We start from the raw sequence: 18,504 nt of genomic DNA on the forward strand, positions 1-18,504 counted from the left end.
AAACGAAACTTAGAACCTGTTCTACTCGATGCCGTGACCACCAGCCAAAGCAGCCCGGTGCAGATCGATCCCCATGAGCCGCCTCTTTCGGCACCTCTGAAGCTCTCCTTCGACTACACCCGTTCAGTAGGACCACTCCTTGGCGAGTTCTTCACCGCTCTGCGCGAGCGGCGCATCGTCGGCGTACGCGGGTCGGATGGCCGAGTCCTCGTTCCGCCCGCTGAGTATGACCCCGTCACCTACGAGGCCCTGACCGAGGTCGTCCCTGTGTCCAGCGTGGGCACGGTGGTGTCGTGGACATGGCAGCCGGCGCCGCTGGAGGGCCAGCCGCTGGACCGTCCGTTCGCCTGGGCGTTGATCAAGCTCGACGGCGCAGACACCCCGTTGCTGCACGCGGTCGACGCGGAGTCCTCGGACGCGATCAGCACCGGCGCGCGGGTACACGCCCACTGGGTGGATGAGACCGTCGGCGCGATCACCGACATCGCCTACTTCTCCCTCGGCGATCAGGCCGAGGAAATTCCGGCCCCGGCCGAGGGCCTCGACCCGGTGACGATGCTGGTGGTACCGACCTCGATCGAGATCCAGCACACGGCATCGCTTCCCGAGAGCACGTTCCTGCGCGCACTGGAACAGGGCAAGCTCCTCGGCGCCCGCACGGGCGAGGACGGGAAGGTGTACTTCCCGCCGCGAGAAGCCAACCCGGCCACCGGCCTCGAGCTCGACAACTACGTCGAGCTGCCCGACAAGGGCACGGTGACGACATTCGCGATCATCAACATCCCGTTCGCGGGGCAGCGCATCAAGCCGCCCTACGTTGCGGCCTATGTGCTGCTGGACGGCGCCGATATTCCGTTCCTGCATCTGGTCACCGAGATCGATCCGGCCGACGTGCGGATGGGCATGCGGGTTCAGGCGGTGTGGAAGCCCAAGGAGGAGTGGGGTCTTGGCATCGACAACATCGACTACTTCAGGCCCACAGGCGAACCCGACGCCGACTACGACACCTACAAGCACCACCTGTAAAGGGATTGAACACTCATGACCAATCAGCGAGAAGCGGAGCGGGATCGCGCAATGACCAATCAGCGAGAAGCGGAGCGGGATCGCGCATGACTGAAGTAGCCGTCGTCGGGTTCGCGCACGCACCCCACGTCCGCCGGACCAACGGCACCACCAACGGTGTTGAGATGCTGATGCCGTGTTTCCGCCAGCTGTACTCCGAGCTGGGACTCAAGCAGACCGATCTGGGTTTCTGGTGCTCGGGATCGTCCGATTACCTTGCCGGTCGGGCATTCTCGTTCATCTCGGCCATCGACTCGATCGGGGCCGTCCCGCCGATCAACGAATCGCACGTCGAGATGGACGCCGCCTGGGCTCTGTACGAGGCCTACATCAAGATCCTGACCGGCGAGGTCGAGACAGCTCTGGTGTACGGGTTCGGCAAGTCGTCGGCCGGCACATTGCGCCGCGTGCTGTCGTTGCAGACCGATCCGTACACCGTCGCCCCGTTGTGGCCGGACTCGGTGAGCATGGCCGGTCTGCAGGCCCGCTTCGGCCTGGACGCCGGCAAGTGGACGGCCGAGCAGATGGCGCAGGTCGCACTCGATGCGCAGGCAGCCACCCCGCGGGTGGACCGCCTGGAGTCCGGCAGCAGCATCCAGGAACTGCTGGAGCAGCCATACTTCGCGGAGCCGTTGCGGCGCCACGACATCGCGCCGATCACCGACGGCGCGTCGGCGATCGTGCTGGCCTCGGGCGACCGTGCCCGTGAGTTGCGGGAGCGGCCGGCCTGGATCACCGGGATAGAACACCGCATCGAGACCCCGGTCCTCGGTGCCCGTGATCTGACCACGTCGCCGTCCACCGCCGCCTCGGCCGCCGCGGCCACCGGCGGTGACCCGTCGTCGATCGAGATCGCGGAGATCTACGCCCCGTTCAGTCATCAGCAGCTGATCCTCACAGAGGCGATCGGCTTGCCCGACAGCACGACGATCAATCCGTCCGGCGGCGCGCTCGCCGCCAATCCGATGTTCTCGGCGGGCCTGGAGCGGATCGGCTTCGCAGCGCAGCACATCTTCGAGGGCAACGCCTCTCGCGTGCTGGCTCACGCGACGAGCGGTCCTGCACTTCAACAGAATCTGGTCGCTGTCCTGGAGGGGAAGTAATGGCTGGCCAAACGGGTAAGAAGCTCGCCGCTGTTCTCGGCACCGGCCAGACGAAGTACGTCGCCAAGCGCAAGGACGTGTCGATGAACGGCCTTGTCCGCGAAGCCATCGACCGCGCACTGGCCGACGCCGGCGTCACCATGGCCGACATCGACGCTGTCGTCGTCGGCAAGGCGCCGGACTTCTTCGAGGGCGTCATGATGCCCGAGTTGTTCATGGCCGACGCGACCGGCGCGACGAACAAGCCGCTGATCCGCGTGCACACCGCGGGCTCCGTGGGCGGCTCGACCGCGATCGTGGCCGCGAGCCTGGTGCAGTCGGGCAAGTACCGCCGGGTTCTGACGATGGCTTGGGAGAAGCAGTCCGAGTCCAACGCCATGTGGGCGCTGAGCATTCCGGTGCCGTTCACCAAGCCGGTGGGTGCAGGCGCGGGCGGCTACTTCGCCCCGCACGTGCGTGCGTACATCCGGCGTTCGGGTGCGCCCAACCACATCGGCGCGATGGTCGCGGTGAAGGACCGGCTCAACGGCGCGAGGAACCCGCTGGCCCATCTGCATCAGCCCGACATCACGCTGGAGAAGGTGATGGAGTCCCCCATGCTGTGGGATCCCATTCGCTACGACGAGACCTGCCCGTCCTCCGACGGCGCCGCGGCGATGGTCATCGGTGACGAGGCCAGTGCCGACGCCCGTGTCGCCGAGGGACATCCGGTGGCGTGGATACACGCCACCGCGCTGCGCACCGAGCCGCTGGCCTATTCCGGACGCGATCAGGTCAATCCGCAGGCCAGCCGCGACGCCGCCGCCGCGCTGTGGAAGGCGGCAGGCATCACGAGTCCCATCGACGAGATCGACGTCGCCGAGGTCTACGTCCCGTTCTCCTGGTACGAGCCGATGTGGCTGGAAAGCCTGGGCTTCGCGCCCGAGGGTGAAGGCTGGAAACTGACCGAGGCCGGCGAGACCGCCATGGACGGTCGCATCCCGTTCAATCCCTCCGGTGGCGTGCTGTCGTCCAACCCGATCGGCGCCTCCGGCATGATCCGCTTCGCCGAATCCGCGATCCAGGTCATGGGCAAGGGCGGCGAGCATCAGGTCGAGGGCGCGCGCAAGGCGCTCGGTCACGCGTATGGCGGTGGCGCACAGTACTACTCGATGTGGGTGGTCGGGGCGGACAAGCCGGCCAAACAGTCCTCGTGACGCGCATGCAGTACACCTGCAGCGTGGCGATGGGGCCCGTCGACCAGCTGGTGGACATCGCCAAGACCGCGGAGGAAGTCGGCTTCGACAACATCGCGCTGCCCGACTCCCTGTTCTACATGGAGAAGCAGGCGGCGGACTATCCGTACACGCCCGACGGCTCTCGGATGTGGGACGAGGACACGCCGTGGGTGGACCCGCTGATCGCCGCGGGGGCGATGGGTGCGGTGACGTCGACGCTGCGGTTCTACACCAACGTGATGAAACTCGGCTCCCGCAACCCACTACTGCTGGCCCGTCAGGTCGGCTCGGTTGCCAACCTGACGAACAACCGGTTCGGTTTCGGCGTCGGGATCGGTTGGGCGCCGGAAGAATTCGAGTGGTGCGGCGTTCCCTATGCCAAGCGCGGCAAGCGGGTCGACGAGATGATCGAGGTGATCAAGCTCGTCCTTGCCGGTGGCATGGTGGAGTTCCACGGCGATTTCTACGATTTCGAGCGGCTGCAGATGAGCCCGGCACCGAGTGTGCCCGTGCCGTTCTACGTCGGTGGCCACACCGACGTCGCACTCCGGCGTGCCGCCCGGGTGGGCGACGGCTGGACCAGCGCGATGATGACCTGTGATCAGCTGGCGGAGACCATCGGGAAGCTCAAGGCGCTGCTCGCCGAGAACGGCCGTGCCGACGACCCGTACGAGTACCAGGCGGTGTGCATCGACAAGTTCGGGGTGGACGGCCACCGCGAGCTCGCGGCGGCCGGTGTCACCGACAACATCGTGATCCCGTGGGTCTTCGACGGCCTCGGCTTCGATGCGCCGATCGAGCAGAAGAAGGACTCGATGAAGCGGTTCGCGGACACCTACATCCACTCCGGGTGGCAGGACGGTTAGCGGCACCCCTGCCAGACCGTCTGCACCAGCCGGTCGACCGCGGCGCCGTCCAGCGTCGGCATACCGAACATGAGCCGGTAGTACGGCGGTGCCACCAAGGCGTCGACAGCGACGTCGACGTCGACGTCGACCGGTAGTTCACCACGGGCGACCGCATCGCGCAGGGTGTCGGCGACCGCGGCCCGGCGCGGAACGATCCACTGGTCGAGTAGCGCTCGTTCGATGGCAGGATCGGACGCCGACGCGGCAATCACGTTGCGCAGCAACGGCCCGACGGCCGGATCGGCGAGAATTCCGAAAAGCGCGGTGACGTGGTGGGTGAGCGCCTCGACCGACGTGCTGCCGGGCGGACGGGTGATCGAGTCACGCACCGAATCGAGCAGGCCCTCCAGCACGATCGCGGGTGCCGAGGGCCACCACTTGTAGATCGTCGTGCGGCTGACTTCGGCTCGCTTGGCGATGGCGTCGACCGTCGCCGCCGCGGGACCGCCGGCAAGAGCCAGCTCGGCGGCGGCTGTCAGGACGGCACTGCGTGCCGCCTCACTGCGGGGACGGCCGCGGCGTGCCGAATGTTCACGGTCGACCACCGACTCAGCTTATTGCGGCTACCCGATTCGCCCCCACCGCCGCGACGATCAGACACGCCGCCGCGGCGAGCGCCCCGAACCCGAACATCGCCGGATAGCTGACGGCGGGTGCCAGGAATGCCAGCACCGCGGGCACCGCGAAGCCCAGATAGGTCAGGCTGTAGAACACCGCGGTCAGACCCGCCAGGTCGTCGGGGCCGGCGATGCGCTGAATCTCCTGCAGCCCGACCAGCAGGGCCGTTCCGTACCCGGCGCCCAACACGGCCGCCGCGACCAGTGCGGCCCAGACCGTCAGGACCATGGCCGCCCACGCAGCGAGCCCCATGCCGGCCCCTACCAACCCCAGCGCGAGGATCACTCCGGCACGGCCGCCGGTGACGAGCTTCCGGCACAGCGGCTGGACGGTGAACCCGACCCCGAGGGTGACAACGCACATCAGCGCGGAGAACGCGATGGGAGCCGCACCGACATGGTCGGACATCAGCGCCGGAAGCACCGCGTACGCCGATGCTCCGGCCCCGAACACCCACGGCGCGATGGGCACGACCATGAGCAGGAAGCGGCGATGGGCGGCGGCGGGGACGGCGAGATCGGTCCACCACGGGCGTCCGGACTCCGTGCGGTCGCGGGTCTCGGGTGCCGTGCGGAGCAGCACCGCAGCGGCCAGCGACATCGCGACGTTGATCGCGTACGGCAGCACTGTCGGGGCAGGACCCCACTGGGCGAGCGTGCCGGCGATGCCGGCACCCAGACCGAAGCCCGCGGTCAGGCTCATCGCGGCGCGGCGGGCGCCGGCACCCCCGTCGCCCCACGGCGGGCTGGAGAGGTCTTTGATCCAACTGCCGCCCACCGCCATCGCGAGGCCGAGTGCGAGCCCGCTGAACACCCGGCCGATGCCGAGCGCGGCGGCGGAGTTCGCACCCATCGCCAGGATCAGCGAGCCGACGGCAGCGAGCACCGGCGCGGGAAGCATGAGGGGACGGCGCCCGAATCGGTCCGACAGCGCCCCACCGATCAGCAGGGCAGGCACGATGCCGAGGACGTAGGCGAAGAGCAGCAGGTCGACCGTCAATGCGGAGAATCCGTCGTGGCTGCGGTACATCACCAGCAGCGGCGTGAACTCGTTGCCGCCCCACGCGATCGCGAAGGTGGCGCAGGCGACAGCGAACCAGCGCCGCGTCCCGGTACCCGCGACGATGCCGCTTGCCTGCGCCGGGGCGACTACCGTCACGACGCCCACCCCAATTTACTGAACACTCTGTCCACTATATACCCGCGCGCCCTGCGATGAGCGTGCCGGCGTACGGGTACTCGGGGCCTGAACGGCCGATCCCCCGTGGCGTCGGCAACATTCTGCGCAGGTGAGCGCTGTGTGCATTGCGCAGAAGGGAAGAAAAACTGTAACGTGTTCTAGTTAGAAGCCAACAATGGGAGGCCCGAGGTGAGCGCGGAATCAGCTGCGGGAACCGCGAACATTCGCGAGATCGACACCGGCGATCTACCAGACCGGTTCGCCAGGGGCTGGCACTGCCTCGGCCCGGTGAAGGACTACCTGGACGGCGAGCCGCACGGAATCGAGATCTTCGGCACCATGCTGGTGGTCTTCGCCGATTCGAAGGGCGAACTGAACGTCCTCGACGGCTACTGCCGGCACATGGGCGGTAATCTCGCCCAGGGCACGGTCAAGGGCGACGAGGTCGCCTGCCCGTTCCACGACTGGCGCTGGGGTGGCGACGGCAAGTGCAAGCTGGTGCCGTACGCCAAGCGCACCCCGCGGCTGGCGCGCACCAGGGCGTGGCACACCGACGTCCGCGGCGGGCTGCTGTTCGTGTGGCACGACCACGAGGGCAACCCACCCCAGGAGGAAGTGCGCATTCCCGAGATCGCGGAATGGGCCAGCGGCGAATGGACCGACTGGAAGTGGAACTCGATGCTCATCGAGGGCAGCAACTGCCGCGAGATCATCGACAACGTCACCGACATGGCGCACTTCTTCTACATCCACTTCGGCCTGCCGACGTACTTCAAGAACGTCTTCGAGGGCCACATCGCCAGCCAGTACCTGCACAATGTGGGCCGTCCGGACGTCAACGACATGGGCACGGCATACGGCGACGCCTCCCTCGATTCGGAGGCCAGCTACTTCGGCCCCTCGTTCATGATCAACTGGCTGCACAACACGTACGGCGACTTCAAAGCCGAGTCGATCCTCATCAACTGCCACTACCCGGTGACCCAGGACTCGTTCATGCTGCAGTGGGGAGTCATCGTCGAGAAGCCCAAGGGTCTCGATGACAAGACCACCGAGAAGCTCGCCACCGCGTTCACCGACGGTGTGAGCAAGGGCTTCCTGCAGGATGTCGAGATCTGGAAGCACAAGACCCGCATCGACAACCCGCTGCTGGTCGAGGAAGACGGCGCGGTTTATCAGATGCGCCGCTGGTATCAACAGTTCTATGTCGACGTGGCCGACGTGACGGCAGAGATGACCGACCGCTTCGAAATGGAGGTCGACACCACGATCGCCAACCAGAAGTGGTCTGTCGAGGTGGAAGAGAACCTCAAGGCGCGGGAAGCCGAGAAGGCAGAACAGTCCGCGACATGAGTCAGACACCGGATGTGGACCGGCTCGCTCGGTCGATGCTCCTGCTCCACGGGCACGACGACGAGGAGCACGAGCACGGCCACGGTCCGGCAGGCGGCGGTGACGGGTCGGGATCGTGGCGCAAGGCACCGGATTTCGCGTCCGACCCGGATCGGGCCGCGGCCGTGCGCGAGAGCACGCGGCGCGACCAGGAGCGGTACCTGACCTCCGGGTTGGCGACGATCGACTGCCGCTTCTGCCACGTGGCGGTCAAGGTCAAGAAGCTGGGTCCCGCGCACACGTCGGTGCAGTGGAACAGCGAGGCCACCGCCCGGTGCGCCCACTTCACCGAGATCCGGGAATCCGGAGGCGATCCCGCGCGCGCACGCTCGTGCCCCCGGTTGGCCGACAGCATCAAACACGCGGTCGCGGAGGGTTGTCTGGAGGAATACTCCAGCGCCCCCTCCCCCGGCGACGGCTGAGGCAGCCGCACACCGACGCCGGAACGTGTGGTTCACGATCTCCGGGTGTCGGGTCAGAGCCCCCTGAACCGCTCCTTGACCTGCTCGTCGGTCAGACCGTAATCCGCCAGAGAATACGTGTGCTTGGGGGCCCGAGGCCCCTTCTTGCTCTCTTCGTGGGTGTTCGTCATCGTCTCGCGCGCGGCATCGGTGAAGTCGATACCGAACGCACGGTAGATGTCGGCGACGGCGCCGACCGGGTCCTTGATGAGCGCGAAGTAGTCCAGGTCGTAGAACTGCGCCGGATCATGTTTGGCGCGTTCGGCGTTGAACAACTCCAGACCGCGCGACCACGTCTCCATCGAGTCGGCGCCGATGACGGCGCCGTCGAACACGTTGGACCAGCCCGCTGTGGTGTGCTGAGCCAGCGAGCACATCGACGCCATGATCGTCTCCGCCGGCCGGTGGCACTGCACCACCAAGGCGTCCGGATACGCCGCGAACAGCGCATCGAGTGCGAACAGGTGACTGGGATTCTTGAGCACCCAGCGCTTCTCGGGGTCGTTCAGCCCGATGAGTTGCAGATTCTTGCGGTGCCGCTGATAGGACTTGGTCCAGTCCTGACGCGACAGCCACTGCGAGTACGTGGGCACGTGCGCCAGCGTCTCGTAGGACACCGAATGCAGCGACTGGCGCAGCAGCTGCCAGCATTCCTCGACCTCGTCGGCCGTCATGAAGTGCAGGCCGGTGTAGTCCGGGTTCTCCGCGTGCGCCTTGGTGAACTGCGCGTCGAGCTGCTGAAAAACCGGGTTCTGCGACCAGGTTTCCCGCGGCGGCCGGGGCTGCGGGAACTCGGCCAGCCACAGCTCCAGGCCTTGGTGACGCGGGTCGGCGGCCAGCAACCGGTGCACGGCGGTGGTACCGGTGCGAGGTAGGCCGGTGACGAAGATCGGCCGCTCGATCGGGACGTCCGCGTGTTGCGGGTACTGCTTGAATGCCGCCTCCGAGACCAGACGGGCCACCAGCGCGTTGCGGACGAAGAATCGCTGCATCTTGCTGCCGAGCTCGGTCAGATCCGCGTCGCGCTGGAACGACTCGAGCAAAACGGCGAGCGCCTCGCGATAGTTGTCGTCATCGGAACCGAAATCGTCCAGCCCGCAGGCCTTCACCGCCGAGGCGTGCAGATCCTCGACGGTGCCCACGTTGGTGCGGGCGCTCGAGCTCATGCCTTGTGCTCCCCGCAGTTGACGTCGAGCGTCTGCCCGGTGATGCCGCTGGACAGGTCACTGGCCATGAACAGGATGGCCGACGCCACCTCGTCCTCGGTGGGCAGGCGCTTCAGATCCGACGCTGCCGCGGTGGCCTTGTAGATCTCGTCGACCGTGGTGCCGTACTTGCCGGCCTGGTGGGTGAAGTAGGACTCCAGCGTGCCGCCCCAGATATAGCCGGGGAGAACAGAATTGACGCGAATGCCCTGCTCGCCCAGCTCGGTGGCCAGAGTCTGCGACATCGCCAGCAGCGCCGACTTGGCCATCTTGTAGGCGCCGTACTTGGCCTGCGAGTGCCGGACCACCATGGAGTTCACGTTGACGACCGAACCGTTGGCCTCGGCCAGCGCCGGGGTGAAGGCCTGCACCATCCGCAGCGCGCCGAAGACCGTCAGCTCGATCGCATCACGCATGTGCTCGAACGTGGTGTTGGCGAAGGGCTTCATCGACGGCACGCGAAATGCGTTGTTGATCAGTACATCGACCTTGCCGTAGGCCTTGAGCGACTCCTCGACGAGATTGCTCACCTGCGCGTCGTCGGTGATGTCCGTGCCGACCGACACTGCGCGCCGACCGAGATCGGTGATCTGCTTGGCGACGTCGTCGAGGCGCTCGACAGTGCGCGCGGCCAGCACGAGGTCCGCGCCCGCCTCGGCGCATCGGCGCGCAAGCGTGGTACCCAGGGCCGGTCCCACGCCGCTGATCACCACGACCTTGCCTTCGAGAAGTCCTCCGGAACCCGTCATTTTCGTCAACCCACCATTCTTTCGCCGATCTGCTTCTGACGCAGCGCAATACGTGCGCGCCAGTCTTCTTCTGAGATCTTGTTGGACTCGTAATAGGGCAGCGCCGACGCCACCTGATCGACGCCGACGAGCTCGACCGTCGGGCCGTCTGCGGCGGTCAGTTCGCGCGACACCCGCTGCCACCGGAACTGCAGGAAGCCCTTGCGGTGCCCCAGTGTCTCCACCCAGTTGGTCACGCCCGGGTTCCGGTCGGCGACGACGATGCGGATCTTGCCGTCCGGATCCGCCTGGGCCTGAGTACCGTTGAGCGACGTCTGGTGATTGATGTAGTCCAGTGAGATGTACCAGAGGCTACCGAGCTGAAATCCCAGATAGGGGGCGTCGGTGACGGGCAGGGTGATGACGAGCGCCTGATCCTCGGCCAGATCGAACTGCCCCGCCGAGGAGTACTGCGTCGCCAGCCCGCCGGGGGTGAGTCGCGGCGGCACCAGAGCGTTCGGCTCGGTGTCGTTGTAGAACCACTGCGGGAACTGCAGCCAGGTCTTGACACGCTGCACCAGCTGCTTGCCCGCGACGGCATACCGCTTCTCGATGAGTTCCTTGGTGAGCGGCGGTGGTGCGGTCCCCGCGGTATCGGTACGCGCGATGGCGAACGACCCCCGCTGCGCGGACCAGTCGTTGTAGACCTCGCGGATCACCAGCTGTGACGGGGTGTCGGGAGTGAACCGCCACTCGAAGGTGCCGTCGGACGCGATGTCGAGCTTGCGGTCGTCGAACGCCGTCTCGCTGTCCGGCACTACTTCGTCGGTGTACTCGCCACCGAGCAGCTGGAAGCTGACATCCGTGGTGGTGCCCCGCCGACCCGTGACGACGTACTCGTGCCCGGGCTGCACCCGGGTGCCGAAGTACATGGTGTCCGGGTTGTCCAGGCCCATCTTGGTGAACGGGCCGGTGCCCTCGTGCAGGAAGGGATGGTCACGGTCGTAGTCGAAGGCCACATGCGTGCACGCGGCGATACACCCGGCGAGGTACTGCAGTCCCTCGAGGAGATCCGCTTCGGTTTCGATGAACGGTGCGGCGGCGACCAAGCCCTCCGCCTCGGCGATGGCGTCGTTGAGCGGCTGCGAATACACCCCCCGAAACTAGAACGCGTTCTATCGCGGAGTCAATATATCGACCACCGCGGTTCATATATGGAACAAAGACGCGTACATTGCCTCCATGTCCGCGCCCTCCCCCGCTCCGTCCGGCCGCGCCTCACCGCCGACCGATCGCGTCGTCGGGATCCTGGACTTCCTCGCAGGCCGGCCCGGTGAGCGCTTCGGGGTGTCCGAACTGGCCCGTCGCGTCGGGCTGAGCAAGCCGACGTGTCTCGGCATCGTCACGTCTCTCGCCGAGGCGGGTTACCTGGTGCGCGACCCTGCGGACAAGACGTATCGCCTGGGTCCGTCGCTCATCACCCTCGGCCACAAGGCTCAGGAGTCCATGCGCGTCAGACCCGCCGCGCGCGAGCAGCTGCGCCGGCTGTCGTCGCGCTACGGTGCCACCGCGGCTCTGTCTGCAGTGGTCGACGATCGCATCACGCTGCTGGACCTGGTGGCCCCCGCGGGGGTGCGGCCGGGGGTGGAGGTAGGCCAGAGCTACCCGTTCGCACCGCCGGTCGGCTTGATGTTCGTGCTCTGGGACGACGAGGCCGAGCGCAACTGGTTGGCCATGCAACCCACGATTCCGTTGCGCACCGACGTGGATCGGCTGAGCCGGGTGATCTCCTCGTGCCGGGCCGACGGCTACCTCGTGGAACGCCAGACCGCAGGCGGCAGAAGGCTCTACTCGCTGATGGCCGGCATGCCGACCACTCTGCCCGACGAATTACGGGCTCTGCTGGGCGAATTGGTGTCCGACATCGGTGAGCGGGTGTATCTGCGCGGCGAAAGCACTGGCCGCGGAAGGCATGACATCAGCGTCATCTCGGCTCCGGTGTACGACCATTACCAGCGCCAGGTGATGGTCGCGTCGATGCACATCGGAAAGCCGTTGACCGACCACGAGATCTCCGAGCGGGCGCGCGCCGTGGTGGCCACCGCGGACGCGGTGACCGTCCAGCTCAGTGGGGCCAAGCCGTCGTTCGGCTGAACGCTACGAGGTACCGGCCAGCGCGAACGGGAGCACCTCGGGCGCGCCGGCCTCGCGGACCACCCGGGCGGCCATGGTCAGGGTCCACCCGGTGTCGGCCAGATCATCCACGAGCAGCACGGGTCCGCCGGCCGCGCGAATCGGGCCGGGATCGGGCGGCGACCACGCCCGGTGCAGTGCGGCTACTCGATACGCCGAGTTCGCCGCGGCCACCGGCCGCCGTTCCGGTGCGTACCGAAGCACTCCGAGGTCGGTCAGGCGGCCCAGCTCGGCCAGCTTGCGGGCGAGCGAGGAGATCAGCAGCGGGTGGCGGTCCGAGTCGAGCGCCATGACCGCCGTCGGGCGTGTTTCCCAGGTCCAGGACGCGAGCACCTTCACCGCCGCCTGTACGACATCGTCGGATGCCTCGCCGTCGGCCTCGTCGAGCAGCTTGCGCAGGCGGGCACCCCAGCCCAGATCGGTGAGCCTGCCGATGACACGGCCGGGCGAGGGACCGTCGGCTATGCGGCCGCTGAGGTCGAGCCCCAGCTTGCCGAGCCCTGTCGGCCACTGCTTGCGCGGAGCGAGCACCACGCCCGGCCGCATCAGCCGTTGCCGGGAGTCCTCGGCCACCGCCGCATCGACGGCGGCGGAGTGCCGCACGCCGGCGCAGTTGTCGCACCGGCCGCATCGTTCGCCGGGGCGGAGCTCAGGATCGTCGAGCTGACCGCGCAGAAATGCCATCCGGCAGCCGTCGGTGGACTGGTAGTCGAGCATCGCCTGCTGTTCGCGCCTGCGAGCCTCGTCGAGGGTCCGGTAACGCTGTTCGTCGTAACCCCAGTCTTCGCCCGTGGCGATCCAGCCACCCTTGACCCGCCGCACCGCACCGTCGACGTCGAGTACCTTCAGCACCATCTCCAGCCGGGAGCGCCCAAGATCGACGAGAGGCTCCAGCGCCGCCGTCGACTGCGGGCGGTCCGGCTCGAGCGCACGAATCACATTGCGCACCATCGCCTCCGACGGGAACGCCACCGACGCGAAGTAGCGCCAGACGTCCTGGTCCTCACGCCCGGGCAGCAGGATCACCTCGGCGCTGTCCGTCGCGCGACCCGCGCGGCCGACCTGTTGGTAGTAGGCGATCGGCGAGGACGGGGCGCCCAGATGGACGACGAAACCCAGGTCGGGTTTGTCGAAGCCCATGCCGAGGGCGGACGTGGCGATCAGCGCTTTGACGCGATTGGCGAGCAGGTCCGCTTCGAGCTGTTCGCGCTCGGCCGCCTCGGTGGCGCCGGTGTAGGACGCAACCTTGTGCCCGTGCTCGGCGAGCAGGGCCGCCACGTCATTGGCCTGCGCGACGGTCAATGTGTACACGATTCCCGAGCCGGGCAGCGAATCCAGTTGCGCGACAAGCCATGCGGCGCGCTGCGCGGGAGAGCCGGCGGTGACGACCGAAAGCCGCAGCGACTCACGGTCCAGGCCGCCGCGGAGCACCAGCGTGTCTCCCCCTCCGACGCCCAGCTGTGCCGCAACGTCGGCGACCACGCGGTCGTTGGCGGTGGCGGTGGTGGCGAGCACGGGCACGTCCGGCCCGAGGTCGGCCAGCAGCGTGCGGATGCGGCGGTAGTCGGGCCGGAAGTCGTGCCCCCAGTCCGACACACAGTGCGCTTCGTCGACGACAACCAGCCCGGCGTCGGTGGCCAGAGCGGGCAGCACCTCGTCACGAAAGTCGGGGTTGTTGAGCCGTTCTGGGCTGACGAGCAGCACGTCGAGATCGCCACCGCGCACCCGGTCGTGGACCTCGGACCAGTCCGTCACGTTGCTGGAGTTGATGGTGGCGGCGTGCACGCCCGCGCGGTCCGCCGCGGCGACCTGGTTGCGCATCAGTGCCAGAAGCGGCGACACGATGACCGTGGGTCCGTGCCCGGCGGCACGCAGGAGCTTGGCCGCGATGAAGTAGACCGCCGACTTGCCCCACCCGGTGCGCTGGACCACCAGTGCCCGGCGCCGGTGTACGACGAGCGCCTCGATGGCGGTCCACTGATCGTCGCGCAGCACGGCGCGCGGACCCGCCAGTTGTTCGAGGATCGCCTGTGCGTCGGCGCGCGTAGCCATGCCGCCATCGTGCCCGGTGGGTGTGACGCCTGCCGGCGGGCTAATGGACTATCAGCCAGATTGCGACGAAGTGGCACGCCGCGGCGGCGACGGTGAACGCGTGGAAGAACTCGTGATGCCCGAACGTTGCGGGCCACGGATTGGGCCAGCGCACCCCGTAGAGCACCGCGCCGACGTTGTACAGCACGCCGCCGGCGATCAGCAGCGCGACGACGGTGGCCCCGGCCTGATCGAGCAGCGTTCCCGCGAACCAGAGGGCCACATAACCGAGCATCAGATACAGCGGTATCCCCACCCACCGCGGCGCCGACGGCCAGAACATCTTGAGCGCGACGCCTGCCGCTGCGCCGGTCCACACGATCGTGAGTACCTCGATGCCGATGTCCGGCGGCATGGCCAGCATGGCAAGCGGCGTGTAACACGCGGCGATGAAGACGAAGATGATCGAGTGGTCGAGCCGCATCATCCACTTCTCCGCCAGCGGCGAACCCCACGTCACCCGGTGATACGTCGCACTGACCCCGAACATCGCGACGACGCCCACCGCGTACACCGACGCAGCCCACCAGGCGTGCGGCGTCGTGGCGAGCCACGCGCCCTGGATCAGCGCGACGCCGGCGAATACGGCGACGACAGTGGACACGAGATGAATCCAGCCACGGGCGCGGGGCGTGTCGACGAGATCGACGACGAGGTCGACTCCGAAGTTGGGGCCGGCGGGCGGGTTGCCGTCGATCAGGACGTCTCCGATGGTGGCAGAGTGCCGCGCCTTACACATACAGCGGGCTCCCACAGATCGCGGGAGCGGACGCAAGCCTAGCGTCCGACCCCGCAAGATGGGACCTGCCGTGCCCGCGCAACAGCGCGAACACGGCAAGTGCAATCAGACTGTGACGTGAATCCTCAACGCATCGGCATCTCGGTGGCGGCCGGGGCGGCAGGTGCGGGCGTCACCGGAGTTTCACCCATCGCGGAATCTGCCGGCGTTCCCATTGCGGGAGCCTCCGGCATCATGCCGCTGTCCCAGACTGCCTGGGCGACAGGGGTGGGCACCGCCATCACGCCGCAGTTGTCGCGCAGGGCACTGACCGGCTGGTGGATAGCCGTCAGCTCCTGCTGAACCTGCGGGTTCTCGGCGAAGAACGCGGCGTAGGCGCTCGTCGCCTCAGGCTGCGCCGAGATGGTGGTCAACGCCTCGTTGGTCAGCGGGTTCGCGGTGAGGTAGGCACCCTCGGAGGCTGCCGCGGTGCTCACGGTTCCCGCCACGTTGCTGGCGGTGCACTCGGGGTTGGGAGCCGGGGCGGGCTGCGCACCGGCCACCGGGGCGATGATCGCCGCCGACCCGAAGGCGAGCACGCCTCCGGCAAACATGCCGAACAGTCCACGGCGCACGGTCGTGAGGGTCGAAGTCATGAAAAATCAGTCCTTCTGCATAGATCAAGTCTGCAACCGTTCGGTCGCACCCAAGGCCTAGCCCCTATTACCGCCGGTCAAACACGCATCGGCGTCAATCACCGCGCCCGCGTCGGCATCGCCGCAGGCCAGACCCGCCCAGACGGCACTGAAGAAAGATCGCTAACCGGGTGTCGCGGCGGCTTCTTGTTCGCGTTTGATTTCCAGTGCGATGTCGATGAGTTGGTCTTCCTGGCCGCCGATGAGTTTGCGTTGGCCGGCGCGGTGGAGCAGTTGGTGGGCGGGCACGCCGTAGCGTTCGGATTGACGGATGGCGTGTTTGAGGAAGCTGGAATACACCCCGGAGTAGCCCATGATCAGGGCATTGCGGTCCAGCAGGCACTCGGCCGGCATCGCCGGAGCGACGACCTCTTCGGCGGCATCGGCGATGTCGAAGAAATCGATCCCGGTCTTGACACCGATCTTGTCGAACACCCCGATCAGCGCCTCGACCGGCGCATTTCCTGCCCCGGCGCCGAACCGCCGGCACGACCCGTCGATCTGCTTGGCACCCGCGCGGACCGCCTCGATGCTGTTGGCCACCCCCAGGCCCAGGTTCTCGTGCCCGTGGAAGCCCACTTGGGCGTCATCGCCGAGCTCGGCCACCAACGCACTGACCCTGTCGGCGACACCCTCGAGCACCAGCGCACCCGCAGAGTCCACGACATACACACACTGACAACCCGCATCGGCCATGATCCGGGCCTGGGCAGCCAGCTTCTCCGGGGAGATGGTGTGGCTCATCATCAGAAACCCGACCGTCTCCAGACCCAGTTCACGGGCCAGGCCGAAATGCTGGATGGAGACATCGGCCTCGGTGCAGTGGGTGGCGATCCGGCAGATCGAACCGCCGTTGTTCTGGGCTTCCTTGATGTCTTCCTTGGTGCCCACCCCCGGCAGCATCAGGAACGCGATCTTGGATTCCTTGGCCGTCTCCGCGGCCAGCTTGATGAGCTCCTGCTCCGGGGTCTTGGAAAACCCGTAGTTGAAGCTCGACCCACCCAATCCGTCGCCGTGGGTCACCTCGATGACCGGCACACCCGCGGTATCGAGGGCGGCGACGATAGAACCGACCTCGTCCTTGGTGAACTGGTGACGCTTATGGTGGCTGCCGTCGCGCAGCGAGGTGTCCGTCATCCGGACATCCCACATCGGGTCGAAGTAGATGCCGTCGGTACTCATGCGTGGCCTCCTGTGGTGGCAGCCAGGATTTCCTGGGCGATCTCCTCGCCCACCTTGGTCGCCGCAGCGGTCATGATGTCGAGATTTCCGGCATACGGCGGCAGATAGTCACCCGCACCCTCGACCTCGACGAACGTGGTGACCAGGTGATTGCCGCCGTTGTACACCGTCGGCTCGTCGAACTGCGGCTCATTGAGCAGGCGATAACCCGGCACATAGGTCTGCACCTGGGCGACGACGTCCTTGATCGACTCCGTGATCGCGTCGTGGTCGGCGTCTTCGGGGATCGCGCAGAAAATGGTGTCGCGCATGATCATCGGCGGATCCGCCGGATTCAAGATGATGATCGCCTTGCCTCGCTTGGCGCCGCCGATCACCTCCACCCCCGCACTGGTGGTCTTGGTGAACTCATCAATATTGGCCCGCGTCCCCGGACCCGCCGACGCCGACGACACCGACGCCACGATCTCGGCGTACGGCACGTCCACCACACGGCTCACCGCATACACCATCGGAATCGTGGCCTGCCCACCGCAGGTCACCATGTTGACGTTCGGCGCATCCAGATGCGCACGCAAGTTCGCCGGCGGGATCACCCCGGGACCCACCGCCGCCGGAGTCAGGTCGATCGCCCGGATACCCGCCTCGGCATACCGCGGCGCCGCGTCCCGATGCACATACGCACTCGTGGCCTCGAACACCAGATCCGGCAACTCACTCTGACCCAACAACCAGTTCACACCCTCATGACTGGTCTCCAAACCCAACTTCCGGGCCCGCGCCAGCCCCTCACTCTCCGGATCGATACCGATCATCCACCGCGGCTCCAACCACTCCGACCGCAACAGCTTGTAGAGCAAATCAGTACTGATATTGCCGGATCCGACGATCGCCACAGACGCCTTGTCAGGCATTGTCATCCCTAACTGTTCGCAAAGACTTCACTCGAAATCGAGTCGTACTGAACCTAACCCGCTGAAGTCGGCAACGAAATGGCTGCCCGGGGGTGCATCTATCGCACGGGTGCACGACCCCGGCAACACGATGTCGCCTGCCTTGAGCCGGACGCCGAACGCCTCCACCTTGCGGGCCAGCCACGCCACCGCCGTCACCGGGTTTCCCAGCACCGCATCGCTGCGGCCTTCGGCGACCACCTCACCGTTGTTGGTCAACACCGCATTGATGTTCTTGATGTCGATGTCCTTCGGCGACACCCGCGCCTCGCCCAACACCCAGCCGGCAGAGGACGCATTGTCGGCGATGGTGTCGCACAACTTGATCTGCCAGTTCGTGATCCGTGTGTCGATGAGCTCGATCGACGGGGCGAACGCCGCCGTCGCCGCCAACACGTCGTCTTCGGTGCAGCCTGCGCCGGGCAGGTCGTCGGACAGGATGAAGCCGACCTCGACCTCGACGCGCGGGTACAGGAACCGGCCGGACTTCACCGGCTGATCCTCGAACACCTGCATGTCGTCGAGCAGATGCCCGTAATCGGGTTCGTCGACGTTCATCATCTTCTGCATGGCCTCCGACGACAGGCCGACCTTGTGACCGATGATCCGGGCGCCCTCGGCGACCTTCTGCCGGATGTTGATCAACTGGATCTCGTAGGCGTCCACCACATCGATATCGGGATTCCCGTCGGTCAACGGGCTGATCGGTTCGCGGCTGCGCTCAGCCTGCGCCAGCTCCGCTGCCAGCTTCTCGCGCACCTCAACGGCCAACATGAAGTGAAGTCCCCTCGTTTCT

18 protein-coding genes are annotated in these 18,504 nt (G+C 66.8%); 7 read left to right on the top strand and 11 right to left on the bottom strand.

Annotated features, from left to right (window positions below):
- The first annotated feature begins 33 nt into the window (after positions 1–33).
- The 4 genes from EL337_RS24775 to EL337_RS24790 all read left to right on the top strand — a co-directional run bounded on the left by EL337_RS24775 (position 34) and on the right by EL337_RS24790 (position 4,251).
- Positions 34–1,026, top strand: coding sequence for a Zn-ribbon domain-containing OB-fold protein (locus tag EL337_RS24775; protein ID WP_197724149.1), 993 nt, complete (start codon positions 34–36; stop codon positions 1,024–1,026).
- An 86-nt stretch (positions 1,027–1,112) separates the two neighbouring features.
- On the top strand, positions 1,113–2,168 hold the full coding sequence (locus EL337_RS24780) for a thiolase family protein (protein WP_048633760.1): 1,056 nt from the start codon (positions 1,113–1,115) through the stop codon (positions 2,166–2,168).
- A complete protein-coding gene (locus EL337_RS24785) occupies positions 2,168–3,364 on the top strand; it encodes a thiolase family protein (protein WP_048633759.1) in 1,197 nt (398 codons plus the stop codon). The genes EL337_RS24780 and EL337_RS24785 overlap by 1 nt, the downstream gene beginning before the upstream one ends.
- A gap of 5 nt (positions 3,365–3,369) precedes the next feature.
- The gene (locus EL337_RS24790; protein WP_048633758.1) at positions 3,370–4,251 is read left to right on the top strand and encodes a TIGR03619 family F420-dependent LLM class oxidoreductase; all 882 of its coding nucleotides are present in this window, start codon (positions 3,370–3,372) and stop codon (positions 4,249–4,251) included.
- Here EL337_RS24790 and EL337_RS24795 read toward each other — a convergent pair.
- Both EL337_RS24795 and EL337_RS24800 read right to left on the bottom strand, forming a co-directional pair.
- Positions 4,248–4,838 (bottom strand): TetR-like C-terminal domain-containing protein, encoded by a 591-nt coding sequence (locus EL337_RS24795; protein ID WP_048633757.1) that lies wholly within the window; start codon positions 4,836–4,838, stop codon positions 4,248–4,250. The two genes, EL337_RS24790 and EL337_RS24795, sit on opposite strands and share 4 nt — an antisense overlap.
- A gap of 4 nt (positions 4,839–4,842) precedes the next feature.
- Positions 4,843–6,069 carry an MFS transporter gene (locus tag EL337_RS24800; protein WP_048633802.1) on the bottom strand — a complete coding sequence of 409 codons (1,227 nt, stop codon included), beginning with the start codon at positions 6,067–6,069 and terminating at the stop codon, positions 4,843–4,845.
- A gap of 210 nt (positions 6,070–6,279) precedes the next feature.
- Here EL337_RS24800 and EL337_RS24805 point away from each other — a divergent pair, with 210 nt between their 5' ends.
- Positions 6,280–7,443: a 3-ketosteroid-9-alpha-monooxygenase, oxygenase component gene (locus EL337_RS24805; RefSeq protein WP_048633756.1), complete on the top strand. Its 1,164-nt coding sequence runs from the start codon at positions 6,280–6,282 to the stop codon at positions 7,441–7,443.
- The gene (locus tag EL337_RS24810) at positions 7,440–7,904 is read left to right on the top strand and encodes a hypothetical protein (RefSeq protein ID WP_048633755.1); all 465 of its coding nucleotides are present in this window, start codon (positions 7,440–7,442) and stop codon (positions 7,902–7,904) included. The genes EL337_RS24805 and EL337_RS24810 overlap by 4 nt, the downstream gene beginning before the upstream one ends.
- 53 nt (positions 7,905–7,957) lie before the next feature.
- On the opposite strand, the gene EL337_RS24815 is transcribed toward EL337_RS24810, so the two are convergent.
- From EL337_RS24815 to EL337_RS24825, 3 genes are read right to left on the bottom strand one after another with little or no spacing between them, the layout of a single operon-like run.
- Positions 7,958–9,109 carry a sulfotransferase family protein gene (locus EL337_RS24815; protein ID WP_048633754.1) on the bottom strand — a complete coding sequence of 384 codons (1,152 nt, stop codon included), beginning with the start codon at positions 9,107–9,109 and terminating at the stop codon, positions 7,958–7,960.
- On the bottom strand, positions 9,106–9,897 hold the full coding sequence (locus EL337_RS24820; RefSeq protein ID WP_048633753.1) for an SDR family oxidoreductase: 792 nt from the start codon (positions 9,895–9,897) through the stop codon (positions 9,106–9,108). Before EL337_RS24820 ends, EL337_RS24815 begins: the two co-directional genes overlap by 4 nt.
- A gap of 5 nt (positions 9,898–9,902) precedes the next feature.
- Entirely contained in the window at positions 9,903–11,030 is a 1,128-nt protein-coding gene (locus tag EL337_RS24825) for a hypothetical protein (protein WP_048633752.1), read from the bottom strand.
- A gap of 88 nt (positions 11,031–11,118) precedes the next feature.
- Between EL337_RS24825 and EL337_RS24830 the strand changes: the two genes are divergently transcribed.
- Positions 11,119–12,030 (top strand): IclR family transcriptional regulator, encoded by a 912-nt coding sequence (locus EL337_RS24830; RefSeq protein ID WP_048633751.1) that lies wholly within the window; start codon positions 11,119–11,121, stop codon positions 12,028–12,030.
- Positions 12,031–12,033: 3 nt separating this feature from the next.
- Here EL337_RS24830 and EL337_RS24835 read toward each other — a convergent pair whose 3' ends face one another.
- The 6 genes from EL337_RS24835 to EL337_RS24860 form a co-directional block, all read right to left on the bottom strand.
- Positions 12,034–14,121: a RecQ family ATP-dependent DNA helicase gene (locus EL337_RS24835; protein WP_048633750.1), complete on the bottom strand. Its 2,088-nt coding sequence runs from the start codon at positions 14,119–14,121 to the stop codon at positions 12,034–12,036.
- Between the two features lie 40 nt (positions 14,122–14,161).
- Positions 14,162–14,899: a PAQR family membrane homeostasis protein TrhA gene (trhA, locus tag EL337_RS24840; RefSeq protein ID WP_083443160.1), complete on the bottom strand. Its 738-nt coding sequence runs from the start codon at positions 14,897–14,899 to the stop codon at positions 14,162–14,164.
- 125 nt (positions 14,900–15,024) lie between these two features.
- Complete coding sequence (locus EL337_RS24845; RefSeq protein ID WP_048633749.1) at positions 15,025–15,534, bottom strand: hemophore-related protein; 510 nt, start codon at positions 15,532–15,534, stop codon at positions 15,025–15,027.
- A 162-nt stretch (positions 15,535–15,696) separates the two neighbouring features.
- On the bottom strand, positions 15,697–16,755 hold the full coding sequence (gene dmpG, locus EL337_RS24850) for a 4-hydroxy-2-oxovalerate aldolase (protein ID WP_048633748.1): 1,059 nt from the start codon (positions 16,753–16,755) through the stop codon (positions 15,697–15,699).
- On the bottom strand, positions 16,752–17,669 hold the full coding sequence (locus EL337_RS24855; RefSeq protein ID WP_126316670.1) for an acetaldehyde dehydrogenase (acetylating): 918 nt from the start codon (positions 17,667–17,669) through the stop codon (positions 16,752–16,754). Before EL337_RS24855 ends, dmpG begins: the two co-directional genes overlap by 4 nt.
- Positions 17,670–17,696: 27 nt before the next feature.
- Entirely contained in the window at positions 17,697–18,482 is a 786-nt protein-coding gene (locus EL337_RS24860) for a 2-keto-4-pentenoate hydratase (RefSeq protein WP_048634143.1), read from the bottom strand.
- Between the last annotated feature and the right edge of the window lie 22 nt (positions 18,483–18,504).

It is taken from the genome of Mycolicibacterium aurum (assembly GCF_900637195.1).
GTDB lineage: Bacteria > Actinomycetota > Actinomycetes > Mycobacteriales > Mycobacteriaceae > Mycobacterium > Mycobacterium aurum.

Bases quoted from the DNA above. Each gene is read 5' to 3' on its own strand.
- EL337_RS24780 (WP_048633760.1), top strand. From the start codon at position 1,113: ATGACTGAAGTAGCCGTCGTCGGGTTCGCGCACGCACCCCACGTCCGC.
- EL337_RS24785 (WP_048633759.1), top strand. From the start codon at position 2,168: ATGGCTGGCCAAACGGGTAAGAAGCTCGCCGCTGTTCTCGGCACCGGC.
- EL337_RS24790 (WP_048633758.1), top strand. From the start codon at position 3,370: ATGCAGTACACCTGCAGCGTGGCGATGGGGCCCGTCGACCAGCTGGTG.
- EL337_RS24810 (WP_048633755.1), top strand. From the start codon at position 7,440: ATGAGTCAGACACCGGATGTGGACCGGCTCGCTCGGTCGATGCTCCTG.
- EL337_RS24815 (WP_048633754.1), bottom strand. From the start codon at position 9,109: ATGAGCTCGAGCGCCCGCACCAACGTGGGCACCGTCGAGGATCTGCAC.
- EL337_RS24820 (WP_048633753.1), bottom strand. From the start codon at position 9,897: ATGACGGGTTCCGGAGGACTTCTCGAAGGCAAGGTCGTGGTGATCAGC.
- EL337_RS24830 (WP_048633751.1), top strand. From the start codon at position 11,119: ATGTCCGCGCCCTCCCCCGCTCCGTCCGGCCGCGCCTCACCGCCGACC.
- EL337_RS24835 (WP_048633750.1), bottom strand. From the start codon at position 14,121: ATGGCTACGCGCGCCGACGCACAGGCGATCCTCGAACAACTGGCGGGT.
- trhA (WP_083443160.1), bottom strand. From the start codon at position 14,899: ATGTGTAAGGCGCGGCACTCTGCCACCATCGGAGACGTCCTGATCGAC.
- EL337_RS24845 (WP_048633749.1), bottom strand. From the start codon at position 15,534: ATGACTTCGACCCTCACGACCGTGCGCCGTGGACTGTTCGGCATGTTT.
- dmpG (WP_048633748.1), bottom strand. From the start codon at position 16,755: ATGAGTACCGACGGCATCTACTTCGACCCGATGTGGGATGTCCGGATG.
- EL337_RS24855 (WP_126316670.1), bottom strand. From the start codon at position 17,669: ATGCCTGACAAGGCGTCTGTGGCGATCGTCGGATCCGGCAATATCAGT.
- EL337_RS24860 (WP_048634143.1), bottom strand. From the start codon at position 18,482: ATGTTGGCCGTTGAGGTGCGCGAGAAGCTGGCAGCGGAGCTGGCGCAG.